We start from the raw sequence: 14,685 nt of genomic DNA, 5'->3' as shown, positions 1-14,685 counted from the left end.
TTTTTGCACTTTTTTGATTAGCTTGTTTTTTGAACCGACGTTTCAACGTTGAAGCACTAATGCCAGTTTAGTAACTAATTTGAGCGTACGTAAAGCCCTCTTCACGCATGTCTAGGGCTGCTTGTATGTTCATCATCAGTATAGGTCGTTTTACGACCTTCAGTGTAACTAGGGTTGGTGACACGAGCATTATGTTTCCCTTCCTGGGTACGAGTGAGAATCATATCGCGCTCAAATTGCGCAAAAGCACTAAATAAGGTAAAAATGAGTCGTCCGGAAGGGGTGTCTTCAATGATGCCCATGTTCAAAATATGAATTTTAATGCGGGCTTTAAAAAGTTCTTGGATGATTTCAAGTGCTTCTTTGGTATTTCTTGCGAAGCGATCAAGTTTTGTAACAACGATGGTATCACCACTTGAAACCCGATCTAATAGTTCATTAAATTTAGGGCGATCAACGGTAGTTCCGGTAAACTTTTCGCTGTAGATAATGTCACAGCTTTCTTCCTTTAATTGACTAATCTGGGTTGCTAGACTTTGTCCGGCAGATGAAACGCGTGCGTATCCGAACTTCATTGCACAATTCTCCTTATTTCTACTTATAATAATAATTATACAGCATTTGAACTTGTTTTATATTAAAAATGCATTTTTAAATCAAATTTTTTACGAACATTCATAAAAAGATTGCTACTTTTCAGAAAATTATTTAGAATAGAACTACTAACTTTTTAACACAAGAGGGATAAAATGACACAACGGTATCGCGTAACAATTGCCTATGATGGAACGGATTTTGCGGGTTTCCAAGTGCAACCGAACCAACGAACAGTACAGGGCACATTAGAAAAAGCACTGACAAAGATGAGTAAGGGTGCTTATATTCAAGTGTATGGTTCAGGGCGGACGGACGCAGGTGTCCATGCAACGGGGCAGGTGGTCCATTTCGACTATCCAGGTCAATTACCCGCTATTAGTATGTTACGGGCCTTAAATAGCCTCTTACCGCTTGATATGGAGGTTGTGGATAGTCAGTTAGCGGATGATGACTTTCATGCACGATTTTCAACGGTCGGTAAACGGTATATGTATCGGGTCGATCTTGGGCATTATACGAATCCATTCAAGCGACGTTATACCGGTCATTATCCGTATCCAATCGATGTGGAACGGATTCAAGCGGCGCTGCCAGATGTGATGGGCACGCATGATTATACGAGTTTTGCGGCTTCAGGTGGGGTCATTAAGGATAAGGTGCGGACGATTTATGATGCGACCGTTGTTTTCAATGAACCCGAAAATGAACTCGTTTTTGAGTTTTATGGGAACGGCTTTTTGTATAACATGGTGCGGATCTTGGTCGGAACTTTATTAGAAATTGGTAACGGTCGGCGGGATGTCCACGATTTTTTACGGCTGTATGAAGTTAAGGACCGTCAACAAGCTCGCTCAACCGCGCCAGCAAGCGGTTTGTACCTTAAAAAAGTTTATTACGAAACTGATGAAAATAATTGAGATTCAATTGACTTAATCGTGAAATTACGATACTATAGTATCTGGTATTGTTTGCCCCACGATAGGCCCCGGAAACTTATTGAGTGTCAAACAAACACAGAATATTGGAGGAATAAATCGTGCGTACAACTTACATGGCTAAACCAGGCGAAGTAGAACGTAAATGGTATGTGATCGATGCAACTGATATTGCATTAGGTCGTCTATCAACTGTAGTCGCTTCTATCTTACGCGGTAAAAATAAACCAACATTTACACCTAACGTTGATACAGGTGATAACATCATCGTCATCAACGCTGAAAAAATTAAATTAACAGGTCGCAAAGCAACCGACAAGTTATATCATCACCATAGTAACCATCCTGGTGGTTTGAAAACTCGGACTGCTGGCGAAATTCGTGAAAACAACCCAGAACGTTTAATTGAAATGTCAGTTAAAGGGATGTTACCTAAGAACTCATTGGGTCACAACCAATTCTTGAAGTTACACGTATACGCTGGTGGCGAACACAAACACCAAGCACAAAATCCAGAAGTCTTAGACATTACGGACATTATTTAAGGAGGAAACTATAGTGGCTCAAGTAACTTATAACGGTACAGGCCGTCGTAAAAACTCAGTAGCTCGTGTACGTTTAGTACCAGGTACTGGTAAAATCACTATCAACAACAAAGACGTTGTTGATTACATTCCATTTGCTAACTTGATTTTAGATATGAAACAACCTTTAACAATTACTGAAACAACAGATAGCTATGATATCTTGGTAAACGTTAATGGTGGTGGATTCTCAGGCCAAGCTGGTGCAATCCGTCACGGTATTTCACGTGCCCTATTGACAGTTGACCCTGACTTCCGTCCAGCTCTTAAGAGCGCTGGCATGTTAACACGTGACCCTCGTATGAAGGAACGTAAGAAACCAGGTCTTAAGAAAGCTCGTAAAGCTTCACAATTCAGTAAACGTTAATATCACTTTTATATCAATGTTTACAAGCACCTCGCAATTTTATATTGCGGGGTGTTTTTTTGTTTTTGACACCATCGGAATTTTTAAGTGTAAGCCTAATGCGCCATCCCAGCCTATTCCCAATATTTTTGCTATGCTTAGAGTAATTGAAGGAGGCTTTTTTATGTATCGTTATGCCGTTATTTATAATCCCCACTCTGGGCACAACAATGGTGAGTCGGTTGGTCAGAAAATTGAGCAGGCACTCATCAAGAATCAACACAAGGTCGAACTGATGCCGACGGAAGGGCCGAAAGATGCAACGCGGTTAGCTAAAAAAGCGGCGCGGGCAGGCTTTGATGTGGTGGTCGCTGTCGGCGGGGATGGGACCATTAATGAAGTCGTTAGTGGTCTTGCGACGTTAGATCAGCCGCCTTATTTAGGCATTGTACCTGCTGGGACCGTGAATAATTTGGCGCGGATGTTACAAATCCCGTTGGACATTGATCAAGCGATTGAAAATCTGCAGCAGGTTCATCTGCGCCCACTCGACGTCGGCCAAGTGAACGATGATTACTTGATTAGTACAATGACATTGGGCATTTTGGCGGACGCCGCGTTGAACGTGACTCAGAGTGAAAAACAAAAATGGGGGCCGCTAGCTTTTTTAAGCAAAGGCATCCATGCATTAGCGGAGCATCAGCATTATCCGCTAACGATTGAAACGCCTGATCGGCACTGGCAAAAAGACACGCAATTCTTGCTGGTGACCCTCACGAATTCCGTTGGTGGATTTACCAACTTCAATCCCGAAGCGCAACCCGATGATGGTTATTTCCATGTCTTCGTTGCGCCGAAAATGTCGCTAGCACGGTCAGTGATGTTTCTCCCTTATTTCTTAACGGGTAATTTTAAGAAGATTCCCGGGATGACTTACTTTAAAGCGAATGAAATCAGCATCACAGTCGACAATCAGCAAAGTGCACAAACCCGCATTGATGGTGATCCGAGTGCCAAGTCACCATTGGAGATGCGACTCTTAGAACATAAGTTGCAAGTGATTACGCCTAATCCGGATTTATAAGACTAGGGGTAGGTTAGAGTCATCGGTAAAACAAAAAAGAATTCAAATTTTCTAACGAAAATTCTGAATTCTTTTTTTTAATTATTGCGTTAATTCAGCTTGTTTGGCCGCAACGCGTTCACTAATCTTCAGGAATGGCCAGTAGATTAGAACGCCGAGGATTAAAGTGAAGCCTTGAATCACAGGGGCGCGCCAATCGCCGCCGGTTGCTAAATAGGAGTTGAGTAATGGTGGTGTGGTCCAAGGTACCATGACGACTACTCGATTCATCCAGCCAATTGCGGTGAAGAAGTAGGCAATACTGATGCCAAGTCCTGGCATTAGGACAAATGGAATGATGAGCGCAAAGTTGAAGACAATTGGATAACCGAAAATAACAGGTTCGTTAATGTTAAATAAACTTGGGACGAATGATAGCTTTGTAATATCACGACTAGCGCGTGATTTTGAGAAGAGCAAGGTCGCAATCAATAAACAAATAGTACTACCGGTACCACCAAGCATCCCAAATGTATCGCGGAAAACGTTGTTGATGATATAAGGGATGTGTTGACCAGCTGCGTAAGCTGCCATATTTTTGTTCATGTTGATCAGTAAGACTGGATCCAATAAAGTACCGTTAATGACAGCTTGATGGATCCCAAATGAGAAGAGGAGATTACCAGTCCCGTAAATCAAAAGGAGACCCGGTAAACTTGTATTAACGCGCCGAAGTGGTTCTTGAATCACATTTGTAATTAAAGTGATGAGATCAGTGTGGAAACCAGCCGTTAAAATCGCAGCAAGTGCCGCAAAAAGACTCATTGTAATGAGGGCTGGAATCATTGTGTTGAAGGAACCAGCAACAGCTGATGGGACGGCATCACTCAAGTTAATCTGTAATTTTTTAAGCTTTGAAAGAGTCATAAAGAGTTCTGTTGCGACTAAACCAATAATAATGCCGGCAAACATTCCGGTTGTTCCCACGTTTTGGAAAGTTAAGACGCCAGAAACTTCGACGGCTTTTTTGGCAGCTAGTGGTGTGACCGGAACAGTATTAGGCATCATGATGATTAAAGTCCCTAGTGCCATGACAGCCGCGGAAATTTTGTTGACGTAATTCTTATTACGCGCTAAACAGTAGCCGATTGTAGGTGCGAGTAATAGCCCAGCAACGTTCAAAGTCCCATTGGTAATGTAAGTGCCGAAGTATTGAAAGTTGGTTAGCATTTGGCCGTGGAGGACCCAAGGGAATACAACGTTATTCACGAGCACCCCAATTCCGGCGAGGATGAATAGTGGCATAATAATCGCGAAGGCATCACGTAATGAACGCAAATGCACTTGATTCCCGATTTTAAAGGCGATATTTGTAAACTGATCAATAAATCTTTGTCGCCGACTTCCTTGTTTAAGCATAGAAAACACTCCTTTTAACGCACTTTTTTTAGTCTAATTGTTCACCGTTAGATTGAATGACTTTTTGCAGCCAATAAAAACTAGCCTTCGGAATTCTAGCAAGGTCTTTGAGGTCGTGATTGGTTCGATTGACATAAACGACGCCATAGCGTTTATTCATATCACCTTTTGAACTTGGGATGTCGATTAACCCCCAACCAAGATAGCCCACAACGTGAGCGCCGTCTTCATCAACTGCGTCTTTCAAAGCCTGGATATGGTCGCGGTGATAGGCAATCCGTTCGTCATCTTGAATCATTTCATGATTCAGCGATTCTTCGCGAATGCCAATCCCGTTTTCGATGGGGAAGATGGGGAGGCCAGTTTCATTCGAAAGTTTTGTTAAGACGTTTCTAAAACCGAGGGCATCAATCTGCCAGCCCCATTCGCTACTTTCTAAATAAGGATTAGGGACACTCGCATCGCGCATGTAATAATTGGGTGGTGTGTTGGGTGTTAATTTTGTGTGATCGAGTGCGACAGTGTAGTAGTAACTGAACGCTAAGAAGTCGTTGTGATGACTTGCAATGAGCGCTAAATCACCAGGCTGAATACTGCTCATTAAGTCATGATTTTGCATATATTGCAGTACTTCGGCTGAATAGTGACCTTTTGTAAAGGCGTCAACGAAATGTTGGTTGATAAATTCTGATGCTTTTCTAGCAGCAAAGATATCTTGGGGATGACTGGTTGCAGGATATAATTCTTGATAGGCTAACATCCCACCAATTTGGTCATTAGGGTAGTGGGCGTGTAAGTAATTGGCGATTTCAGCATGCGCAACCATTGTATTATTAGCGATCGTATAAAGGGTTAATAAGTCGCGCTCTCCGTTGATAAAGCCAGTATTATCAAAGCCAGGTTCAAAGAAAAAACCATTTTGTTCATTAAAGCTTAGCCAATATTTGACTTGTTCACCATACCGGTCAATGACAGCCTTAGCGAACTTAGTGAATGCTTGTGTGACATACAGACTTGAGAAACCATTATATTTTTCAGCAAGATGCAAAGGCATGTCAAAATGGTACAGGCAAATCATCGGTTCGATGCCCGCTTTGAGCAAAGCTGATATCAATCGATCATAATAATCGAATCCCGCTAAATTAATTTCACCATCACCATTTGGAAAAATGCGCGTCCATGAAATTTGGAAACGATAGCAGTTCATGCCCATCTGTTGCATTAAATCGATATCTTCTTGATAACGGTGGAATTCATCAATTCCCACTTTCCAATCCGATAAATCAGCTGTCTCAGGTTTCACATCGTACACTGATAAACCTTTGCCATCAGCATCCCAGGCACCTTCACTTTGCATACTTGATACAGAATTACCCCATAAAAAATGTTTGTCTAATGTCATCATGGTACCTCCATCACTTGAATGATTCCATGATAGCGCTTTTAATATAACTTGTAAAGTCATATTTTATAATTTGAACAACGAATATTCCGAATCTGAATATGCTATAATAACCATATCAAATGGTAGGTGGTTACTATGGCAAAGTATAAGGATATTGCGGCAACGATTCGCACCCGAATTTTAGAAGGACAATATTCAGCTGATGGCCCGCTTCCTGAACAGAAGAAGTTAGCCCAAGAATTCGAAACATCGAGAATGACCATTCAAAAAGCACTCGAAATGCTAACTTATGAAGGGCTCATTTATAGTGAACAAGGGCGCGGTACGTTTATCAAATCAAACGTCTCCGCGATATCACAATTAGATGCGACTGTGAATCAATATGTAGGGACGACTAAGCTGTTTGCCGGAAAGGCCACAGTAAAGAGTGACATTCTAAAGAATGAATTGCGATTACCGGATGCAGAAGAACAAGAAAAGCTTCAGTTAGCTAAAACAGAAGCGGTCTATGACGTTGTTCGACTCCGATTTTTAAACGAAGTACCCTATAGTATTGAGCATTCGATCATGCCAGCTAAGATTTTAGGGGAATTAACAGACACAGTACTTAAGAAGTCGATCTACGAATACTTGGAACAAACATTGCATCTAAAGATTGGCGTGGCTTACCGGCGAATTAGTGCCGATCAACCGAATCAAATGGATCAAGAATACCTGCACTGCAAACCAGTCGAACCTGTCTTACAAGTTACCCAGACAGTCTTTCTACAAAACGGGCTGCCTTTTGAATACTCAACCACACGACATCGATATGATATGGGGAGTATTACAACCATTACACAAGGGAATCATTAATAAAATGACCTCACTCAGTTAATGAGTGAGGCTTTTTTTGTTGCATTGATTTGAAGTTGTTGACAAAAATTCATATCAATGGTTTAATGGTTTAAACTTATGAACCATTAAAATAAAACCGGAGATTAATGTATGGATGAAATGAAGGTTATTAAACAGAGCTTTGCTGAGCTGAGCCCGTTTTTGACGGCGCTTGGGGATGAGAAGCGGCAGAGTATTATTTTAGAATTGATGGCTGATAAAGCTTGTGATGGCTTACAGGTCACGGATTTAATGGCGGCGTCGGACTTGTCGCGCCCGGCAGTGTCGCATCATTTGAAAGTGTTGAAGGAAGCCAACTTGGTCGACTTTAGACGCGAAGGCACGAAGAACTATTATTACTTGCAACACGAACTGGGCGAAATCAATCAACTAAAAACACTGCTGGATCAGATTACGGCAGTCATCGAAAAACAACAGTAAAAGGAGTTTTTAAAATGCAAACCATCTTAGGTAGTAGCGGTCAGATTGGCCAAGAGTTAGCCAAGGCACTTCATAAGGACTTCACAACGGACATTCGACTGGTCAGTCGGAATCCAAAAAAAGTGAACGCGAACGATCAACTATTTCCAGCAAACTTGCTCGACGCCGCCCAAACTGATCGTGCGGTTGCAGGCAGTGAAATTGTTTATTTTACCGCTGGCTTACCGATGAATTCAGACATGTGGGAAGCGCAATTTCACATTATGATGACTAACGTGATTAACGCGTGCGTCGCGCACAAGGCCAAGCTCGTCTTTTTCGATAATACCTATATGTATGCGAAAAATAGCACGCTCCAGACAGAAGCGAGTCCTTTTGAACCCGTTGGCCGCAAAGCGGTTGTCCGAGCGGAGATCGCACAGTTGTTACTTGATAAGATGGCAACTGGCGCAATTGAAGCGGTCATTTGTCGTGCACCTGAATTTTATGGCCCAGGCAAGACGCAAAGCATTACGAACACAATGGTCTTTAACAATATCAAGGCGGGCAAAAAGGTGCGCGTGCCATTGAATGATCAAGCGGTTCGGACATTAATTTGGACGCCAGATGCTAGTCGTGCGATGGCGTTGATTGGCAATACGCTGGATGCATTTGGTCAAACGTGGCACCTCCCTTGTGATGACGGTAAAACATACGCCGAAATCATCGCGCTAGCAGGCACCTTAACGCATCAACCAATCGACTATACCGTTTTAAAAATGTGGCAGTTCAACATCGGTAGCTGGTTCAGCAAACCGCTAAAGGAATTAAAAGAACTCCTACCTAGATATGAAGAAGATAACCTGTTCAGTTCAGACAAGTTTAAGAAACGGTTCCCAGAATTTAAGGTGACGACGATTGAAGAAGGGGTTCAGGAGATTCTTTAAAAAGTCAGCCTTTCGCTCGATAGACTAACTGTTGTTCAATATTATATAATCGCTTTAAAGTAGCGATGTTAGTCAATCAGATAAGGAGCGTGGCATGATGAAGAAACCTTTTAATAAGCAACAAGTGAATGGTGAACCAAATCCGGAATTTGATTCCTTCTTTGCGGAAGTCTTAAAGAAGTTGCCGCAACAATCGGCAGCTGTGATTGCGAAGTCTTTTAACCAATCCAAAGCATTGGCGGAAAAGACGATGGCGAAGAGTCGGACACAGTTTGATGGGGTCTTTGAAGACTTCCTAGTCGGTGTGGATGATCAGATGCGTAAAAAGGCACACAATATCATTCACGCAGCATCACTAACAGCAGCGATTATTGGCTGTTCACCAATTCCATTTTCCGATGCGTTCTTGTTGGTGCCGGTTCAATTAACGATGATGGCGCGTTTGCATAAACTATTCGGTCAATCTTGGTCGGCTAGTTTGGGCAAGAGCCTGTCGAAAGAATTGGTACTCGTTGGCCTAGGTCGGAGTGCAGTCGGTAACATTCTAAAACTGGTACCGGTCGTTGGAACGGTCACCGGAGCCGCGGTCAATGCGACCGTTGCGATGTCGATTACCGAAGCGCTCGGCTGGTTAACGGTCAAGATGTTGAACGACGGCGAAGACATCTTCAATGATGTTGTTTCATTTAAAAATCAATTCAGAACGCTATTTGGATTGTTACGACGTAAGTAGTTATTTTTCAATTGACAGAATAAGAACAAAACGATTTAATAAACCCACATCACTAATTTTTAGGGAGGCTAACCAGATGCCCAAAGTACTAATTGTCCATACGAATGTTACGCGTTATCAAGGAACCACCGATCCAACCGGATTATGGCTGGGGGAATCCGCAGAGTTCGTTGATGAACTGCAAAAAGCGGGGATTGATTACGATTTTGTCAGTCCTAAAGGCGGCTTTGTCCCGCTTGATCCACGGGGGATGAAGTACACGGATGAATCAATTCTGACCATCTATGAACAACCGGATTACGTGCAACGGGGGTTAGTCGCAACGCTCAAGCCAAGCGATATCAATCCAGCTGATTACGCTGCGATTTACTATACGGGCGGCCATGGCGTGATGTGGGATTTTCCTGATAATCCAGAATTACAAGCAATTGCCCGGGAAATTTATAATCACGGTGGCTATCTTGCGTCCGTTTGTCACGGGATCGCGGGTTTACTACGCATTAAAAATGATGACGGTCAGTATCTGATTGCTGGTAAAAAAGTGACTGGGTTTACCACTGCAGAAGAAATTATTGCGGGCAAGAAAAAAGTGGTGCCATTTTTAAACCAAGAAGTGGCAACTCAAAACGGCGCGCAATTTGTGCAAAAACGGTTTTACAAACCATTTACTGTCCAGGATGGTCAGTTGATTACGGGGCAAAACCCGTTTTCTGTACGAGAAGTGACGGAGCGCTTGATTCCGGCCCTACAAAATAACGGTTAGGCATTCTTTGAATTCTATGCTAATCTTATAGAATGTAGAAAAGTTAGGAGTCAGAAGATGAGTGAAAAACAAACACCAAAATTAACGCAAAAAGAAAAAATGCAAGCACTAATTGATCAGAAAAAAGGTGGCGGCAGATCAAAACAGACCGACGTTGCTAAAAATGATCGGACAAAGATGCGCAAAGGGCCAAAGATTTTTAACGAAATCCACTGGTAAAGAGTGCGTTTGGTTGCGGTTAGCAACTGAGCATTAAGACAAAATCCGCAGTAATCCAGGTTTTAGGAGTACTGCGGATTTTAGCTTAAGCGGAAGTTGTTGCAACCAAAAAGCACGTTTCAAACAAAGTGCGTTTGAAACGGTTTGGTTCTGAGCATTAACCTAAAAATAAGCACTATGGCGGTCCTTGCCATAGTGCTTATTTTGTAGTTAAGCACAGGAGCCAGTTTCAAAAAGCACGTTTTTGGGCTAGGGCAATTTTGCGCTAGCCCTTTTTGTGTTAACGCGCTATGCTAGAAGCAACTTATTTTAAATCGAATGGAGTCTTTGTATGTCATCTTTAATCGAACAAATGCAACACCATGTTTCAGTTCGTGATTTCGAGCCAACACCCCTCAGCACGACAGTGAAACAACAACTCATTGCGGCAGCTCAAAGTGGGTCTTCTTCGAATTTCGTTCAGGCATTTTCAATCATTGAAGTGACCGATCCCGTAATTCGTGATGAAATCGCAACGATTTCTCAAAGTGCGGCGTACGTTAAACAGACGGGGACGTTCTATGTTTTCGTCGCGGACTTATACCGACAAGCCACACTCTTAGAAAAAGCGGGCCAGTCATTAGCTGGCATACAAAATATGGAAGCCTTATTAGTCGCAACGATCGACACAGCCATTGCAGCAGAGGATATGGCAGTCGCTGCCGAATCGTTAGATTTAGGCATCTGTTATATCGGTGGGATTCGCAATGACATTGCGCGTGTCGCTGAACTACTCGGGTTGCCCGCCTATACCGTCCCACTATTTGGGTTAACGGTCGGGATTCCGAAGACTAAAAATCAGGTTAAACCACGATTACCGCAAGTTAATCAAGTCGCTCAAAATCAATATGATGTGCATCAGGCAACCAATTTAGTGCAATACGATCAACAAATGCAAAATTATTATGCTAATCGTGGGACCAATCAGCAACAAACTGATTGGTCGACCAAGAATACGGCCTTCTTTAGTGAAGTGCGACGACCAGCAGTGGCGATTTTTTTGAAAAAACAGGGCTTTACGTTGAATTAAGAAAAAATGGTACTTATCTTAAAGGACAATCAGTTTTCTGATTGTCTTTTTTTTGTGTCGTGCAAGCTCGGATATGCGATAATAAAACTAGTCAAATGTAACCGGTTAAATAGGTATAGGAGTGATCGTTATGAGTTTAATTGATGTACGACATGTAGCCAAGCGGTATCAGATGGGCGAGACAACAATCGTGGCCAATCATGATATTAGTTTTACAGTCAATGAAGGGGAGTTAGCGGTGATTCTCGGACCGAGTGGTGCGGGAAAATCGACAGTGCTGAACATCTTAGGTGGGATGGATACACCCGATGAAGGGCAAGTGTTGATTGATGGTGTCGATATTGCGCAGTTTAGTGCGCGCCAATTGACGGCGTTTCGCCGGACTGATGTCGGGTTTGTGTTCCAATTTTACAATTTAGTGCCGAATTTAACGACGCAAGAAAATGTGGCGCTGGCAACGGCTGTCTCGCCGAATGCTTTAGATGTTGCGCTTGTTTTGCAACAAGTTGGTCTACAGGATCGGCTTCAGAATTTTCCGGCCCAACTATCCGGTGGGGAGCAACAACGGGTGGCGATTGCGCGGGCGCTTGCTAAGAATCCGAAGCTCCTCTTGTGTGATGAACCAACTGGCGCACTCGATTATGAAACGGGCAAGCAGATTCTTAAATTATTACAAGAAGTTAGTCGGCAACAACACCGGACCGTTGTTTTGATTACGCATAATGCCGCGATTGCTCAGATGGCTGATCGCGTGATTCACATTAACGATGCGCGCGTGCGTTCAATTGAAGTGAACACTAATCCCTTGCCAGTTGAAAAGATTGAATGGTAGGTGGTTAATATGCAGACACGTTTATATTTACAAACCACATTCCGCGATATTCGGCAGGCGATTGGACGGTTCATTGCGATTATCCTGATTATTTTAATGGGTGTCTTACTGTTTGTGGGGATTAAATCGATTGGCCCGAACTTAGAAGAGACTGTGGATCATTTTGTCACCACGCAACGCGTATCCGATTTACAGATTAGTGGGACCGCTGGCTTAACGGAACAGGACCGTGCGGTGGTCGAAAAAATGCATGGTGTCCAAGCTGAATTGGGTTATCGGATTCCGTATCGCGATGAAGCGCGGGATGTTAACTTACAATTATATAATTACCAACCAACTGCACGGCAAAATCGCTTAACGCTGACTACCGGGCGCTATCCGCAACGAACGAATGAAATTTTAGTGGATAACGCGGTCAAGACGCATTATCGTCTGGGGCAGAGGGTGACGGTTAAGAGTCAGCAGCTATTGACGCACCGGTTTAAAGTGGTCGGTTATGTGGACTCACCGCTATATATCGACCGTCAGGAACGTGGAACCGTACCGGTCGGGGATGGTCAGCTAGATGGCTTTATGTATTTGCCACAAAAGGCATTTGCACCTCAACCGTATTCGGTGATGATGGTGCGCTTTAGTGATTTGGATCGTCACAGTAGCTTTTTACAGGCTTATCGCACCGGCATTGCGACTAAAGAAACACAGCTCATGCGCCAATTAAAAGCACACACAACTCAGCCGCAGCAACAGTACTTATTAACTGCGCGCAGTGCTAATCCGGGTTTTAATGAATTTACGAGCTTGTCGGATCGCATCGATGCGATAGGGAATGTCTTTCCGGTCTTCTTTTTCTTAATCGGGATTCTAATTACCTTTACAACCATTACGCGGATGATCGAAGAAAATCGTAAGGAAATCGGGACATTGAAGGCACTAGGCTATCGTAATTGGGAAATTGCGCAGAAGTATTTACTATATGCGCTACTAACAGGTAGTATCGGCACCGTGCTTGGCACCATTTTGGGCACGAAGTTATTACCGCTAGTCGTCTATCGAATCCAAAAACCGGTCTACACCTTTGCGCATTATCCAACCCATTTTTGGACAGTTCCAATTTTATTAGCCACTGGAGCGGTCTTGATTGCGACAGTTGGGGCCACGGGGTATGTTTTAATCCGCGATTTACGCGAGAAGCCCACCCAATTACTCCGACCAAAAGCGCCGAAACCAGGCCAACGGATTTGGTTAGAAAGAATCACACCGCTCTGGCGGCGATTGAGTTTCCATCAAAAAGTAACTTATCGTAATCTTTTTCGCTATAAAGCACGGATGATTCTGACCATCTTAGGCATCGCTGGGTGTACCGGTTTAATGGTTGCAGGCTTTGGTTTAAAGACGTCAATTGGCGAAGTTGCTGACCGTCAGTTTAAGCAATTGACCCATTACCAAGCAATTGTGACGCTTAAAATACCGAATAGTACAGCCCAAACGAAGTCGATTTTAACACAGACTGAGAAGGTTCGGTCTTACTTACCGGTCACAATGACCCAGGTTAAGTTCAAGCAAAAAGGGATTACGGATCAAGCGGCGACAGTCTGTGCGGTCGCTGATCAAGCAAAACTTGCACAGTACGTCGCTTTGCAAACACCGCGAGAACAACAACGACTCACATTGCCGAAACACGGTGCGATTATTGCTGCGAACCTCGCTAAAACATATGCTGTTCAAAAAGGCGATTGGTTAACGCTACAAACGGCACAGGGGAAACGTGCTCGCATTCAAGTTGCAGGGATCAGTGAAAATTATCTCGGTAATAGTGTCTATCTCCGCCAATCTGCTCTTTCAAAAACGCTACAACAACCAGTTGCGGCTAATGCCTATCTCGTGCGCACCGCTAAGATGACTACCAAGCAAGAAAAACAGTTGGCGACCCGTTTGCAACAAACAACGGAAGTGGCGGCCACAACGTTTATCAGTGATCAAGGGGCTAAGCAAGCAACGGCTAGTGCTAATTTAGACCCAATCGTTTTTATTTTCATCGGGTTATCAGCGGTTTTAGCGTTTGTCGTCTTATTCAACCTTACTAGCATCAACGTTTCAGAGCGGGAACGTGAATTGGCAACAATTAAAGTCCTGGGCTTTTTCGACAAAGAAGTGACGGCCTATATTGTGCGAGAAAATGTAATCTTCACCGTTGTTGGGATTGTGCTTGGCTTTGGAATCGGTAAATTACTGACTTGGTTCATCATCACGATGGCCTCGTCAGAACAAGTGGCCTTTCCACTCATCATTCCAGCTAGCGGCTACCTGATTGCGGCAGGGATGACGGTGCTATTCTCACTGATTGTGATGGGGATGACCCATCGCAAGTTAAAAGGGATTGATATGATTGGTGCATTAAAGGAGAACGAATAAAAGTTTTAGCAAATAATACTTTTTTACTTGCTTGTGACGTTACGTCATCGGCTAGTATCAAGGTA

General features: G+C 43.3%; 16 protein-coding genes. 13 read left to right on the top strand and 3 right to left on the bottom strand.

The window, feature by feature from the left end; genetic code table 11:
* Window positions 1-101: 101 nt before the first annotated feature.
* Window positions 102-575, bottom strand: a complete 474-nt coding sequence (locus LCU_RS06940; RefSeq protein ID WP_065825281.1) for a recombinase family protein — start codon at window positions 573-575, stop codon at window positions 102-104.
* 174 nt (window positions 576-749) lie between these two features.
* Here LCU_RS06940 and truA point away from each other — a divergent pair, with 174 nt between their 5' ends.
* From truA to LCU_RS06920, 4 genes are all read left to right on the top strand, one after another.
* The gene (gene truA, locus LCU_RS06935) at window positions 750-1,514 is read left to right on the top strand and encodes a tRNA pseudouridine(38-40) synthase TruA (RefSeq protein ID WP_056966952.1); all 765 of its coding nucleotides are present in this window, start codon (window positions 750-752) and stop codon (window positions 1,512-1,514) included.
* 119 nt (window positions 1,515-1,633) lie between these two features.
* Window positions 1,634-2,077 carry a 50S ribosomal protein L13 gene (gene rplM, locus LCU_RS06930; protein ID WP_011375413.1) on the top strand — a complete coding sequence of 148 codons (444 nt, stop codon included), beginning with the start codon at window positions 1,634-1,636 and terminating at the stop codon, window positions 2,075-2,077.
* A gap of 13 nt (window positions 2,078-2,090) precedes the next feature.
* Window positions 2,091-2,483 carry a 30S ribosomal protein S9 gene (rpsI, locus tag LCU_RS06925; protein ID WP_004270614.1) on the top strand — a complete coding sequence of 131 codons (393 nt, stop codon included), beginning with the start codon at window positions 2,091-2,093 and terminating at the stop codon, window positions 2,481-2,483.
* 163 nt (window positions 2,484-2,646) lie between these two features.
* Window positions 2,647-3,546, top strand: a complete 900-nt coding sequence (locus LCU_RS06920; RefSeq protein ID WP_056966949.1) for a diacylglycerol/lipid kinase family protein — start codon at window positions 2,647-2,649, stop codon at window positions 3,544-3,546.
* Window positions 3,547-3,627: 81 nt separating this feature from the next.
* On the opposite strand, the gene LCU_RS06915 is transcribed toward LCU_RS06920, so the two are convergent.
* Both LCU_RS06915 and LCU_RS06910 read right to left on the bottom strand, forming a co-directional pair.
* Entirely contained in the window at window positions 3,628-4,944 is a 1,317-nt protein-coding gene (locus LCU_RS06915) for a PTS sugar transporter subunit IIC (protein WP_057908135.1), read from the bottom strand.
* 28 nt (window positions 4,945-4,972) lie between these two features.
* A complete protein-coding gene (locus LCU_RS06910; RefSeq protein ID WP_128486124.1) occupies window positions 4,973-6,349 on the bottom strand; it encodes a glycoside hydrolase family 1 protein in 1,377 nt (458 codons plus the stop codon).
* Between the two features lie 135 nt (window positions 6,350-6,484).
* On the opposite strand from LCU_RS06910, the gene LCU_RS06905 reads away from it, so the two are divergent.
* The 9 genes from LCU_RS06905 to LCU_RS06870 all read left to right on the top strand — a co-directional run bounded on the left by LCU_RS06905 (window position 6,485) and on the right by LCU_RS06870 (window position 14,620).
* Window positions 6,485-7,204, top strand: coding sequence for a GntR family transcriptional regulator (locus tag LCU_RS06905; protein ID WP_054644277.1), 720 nt, complete (start codon window positions 6,485-6,487; stop codon window positions 7,202-7,204).
* A 132-nt stretch (window positions 7,205-7,336) separates the two neighbouring features.
* Complete coding sequence (locus tag LCU_RS06900) at window positions 7,337-7,666, top strand: ArsR/SmtB family transcription factor (RefSeq protein ID WP_004270606.1); 330 nt, start codon at window positions 7,337-7,339, stop codon at window positions 7,664-7,666.
* Between the two features lie 14 nt (window positions 7,667-7,680).
* Window positions 7,681-8,592, top strand: a complete 912-nt coding sequence (locus LCU_RS06895; protein WP_056966915.1) for an NAD-dependent epimerase/dehydratase family protein — start codon at window positions 7,681-7,683, stop codon at window positions 8,590-8,592.
* 97 nt (window positions 8,593-8,689) lie between these two features.
* The gene (locus LCU_RS06890) at window positions 8,690-9,325 is read left to right on the top strand and encodes a YcjF family protein (protein WP_054644278.1); all 636 of its coding nucleotides are present in this window, start codon (window positions 8,690-8,692) and stop codon (window positions 9,323-9,325) included.
* Window positions 9,326-9,401: 76 nt separating this feature from the next.
* Window positions 9,402-10,088: a type 1 glutamine amidotransferase domain-containing protein gene (locus LCU_RS06885; protein ID WP_056966913.1), complete on the top strand. Its 687-nt coding sequence runs from the start codon at window positions 9,402-9,404 to the stop codon at window positions 10,086-10,088.
* Window positions 10,089-10,145: 57 nt separating this feature from the next.
* Window positions 10,146-10,307 carry a hypothetical protein gene (locus tag LCU_RS09975; RefSeq protein ID WP_004270617.1) on the top strand — a complete coding sequence of 54 codons (162 nt, stop codon included), beginning with the start codon at window positions 10,146-10,148 and terminating at the stop codon, window positions 10,305-10,307.
* Between the two features lie 331 nt (window positions 10,308-10,638).
* Window positions 10,639-11,376: an oxygen-insensitive NADPH nitroreductase gene (nfsA, locus tag LCU_RS06880; protein ID WP_056967118.1), complete on the top strand. Its 738-nt coding sequence runs from the start codon at window positions 10,639-10,641 to the stop codon at window positions 11,374-11,376.
* A gap of 130 nt (window positions 11,377-11,506) precedes the next feature.
* The gene (locus LCU_RS06875; RefSeq protein ID WP_054644279.1) at window positions 11,507-12,208 is read left to right on the top strand and encodes an ABC transporter ATP-binding protein; all 702 of its coding nucleotides are present in this window, start codon (window positions 11,507-11,509) and stop codon (window positions 12,206-12,208) included.
* Window positions 12,209-12,217: 9 nt separating this feature from the next.
* Window positions 12,218-14,620, top strand: a complete 2,403-nt coding sequence (locus tag LCU_RS06870) for an ABC transporter permease (RefSeq protein WP_128486123.1) — start codon at window positions 12,218-12,220, stop codon at window positions 14,618-14,620.
* The last annotated feature ends 65 nt before the right edge of the window (window positions 14,621-14,685 follow it).

The organism is Latilactobacillus curvatus JCM 1096 = DSM 20019 (assembly GCF_004101845.1).
Lineage (GTDB): Bacteria > Bacillota > Bacilli > Lactobacillales > Lactobacillaceae > Latilactobacillus > Latilactobacillus curvatus.
The sequence above is the reverse complement of the archived record's forward strand: the minus strand, read 5'-3'. Positions and strand labels throughout refer to the sequence as shown.

What these genes read in the sequence shown, in the direction of transcription:
- LCU_RS06885 (WP_056966913.1), top strand. Translation starts at nt 9,402, where the DNA reads ATGCCCAAAGTACTAATTGTCCATACGAATGTTACGCGTTATCAAGGA.
- LCU_RS06940 (WP_065825281.1), bottom strand. Translation starts at nt 575, where the DNA reads ATGAAGTTCGGATACGCACGCGTTTCATCTGCCGGACAAAGTCTAGCA.
- LCU_RS06915 (WP_057908135.1), bottom strand. Translation starts at nt 4,944, where the DNA reads ATGCTTAAACAAGGAAGTCGGCGACAAAGATTTATTGATCAGTTTACA.
- LCU_RS09975 (WP_004270617.1), top strand. Translation starts at nt 10,146, where the DNA reads ATGAGTGAAAAACAAACACCAAAATTAACGCAAAAAGAAAAAATGCAA.
- LCU_RS06920 (WP_056966949.1), top strand. Translation starts at nt 2,647, where the DNA reads ATGTATCGTTATGCCGTTATTTATAATCCCCACTCTGGGCACAACAAT.
- nfsA (WP_056967118.1), top strand. Translation starts at nt 10,639, where the DNA reads ATGTCATCTTTAATCGAACAAATGCAACACCATGTTTCAGTTCGTGAT.
- LCU_RS06875 (WP_054644279.1), top strand. Translation starts at nt 11,507, where the DNA reads ATGAGTTTAATTGATGTACGACATGTAGCCAAGCGGTATCAGATGGGC.
- LCU_RS06870 (WP_128486123.1), top strand. Translation starts at nt 12,218, where the DNA reads ATGCAGACACGTTTATATTTACAAACCACATTCCGCGATATTCGGCAG.
- LCU_RS06910 (WP_128486124.1), bottom strand. Translation starts at nt 6,349, where the DNA reads ATGATGACATTAGACAAACATTTTTTATGGGGTAATTCTGTATCAAGT.
- LCU_RS06905 (WP_054644277.1), top strand. Translation starts at nt 6,485, where the DNA reads ATGGCAAAGTATAAGGATATTGCGGCAACGATTCGCACCCGAATTTTA.
- LCU_RS06900 (WP_004270606.1), top strand. Translation starts at nt 7,337, where the DNA reads ATGGATGAAATGAAGGTTATTAAACAGAGCTTTGCTGAGCTGAGCCCG.
- LCU_RS06890 (WP_054644278.1), top strand. Translation starts at nt 8,690, where the DNA reads ATGAAGAAACCTTTTAATAAGCAACAAGTGAATGGTGAACCAAATCCG.
- LCU_RS06895 (WP_056966915.1), top strand. Translation starts at nt 7,681, where the DNA reads ATGCAAACCATCTTAGGTAGTAGCGGTCAGATTGGCCAAGAGTTAGCC.
- truA (WP_056966952.1), top strand. Translation starts at nt 750, where the DNA reads ATGACACAACGGTATCGCGTAACAATTGCCTATGATGGAACGGATTTT.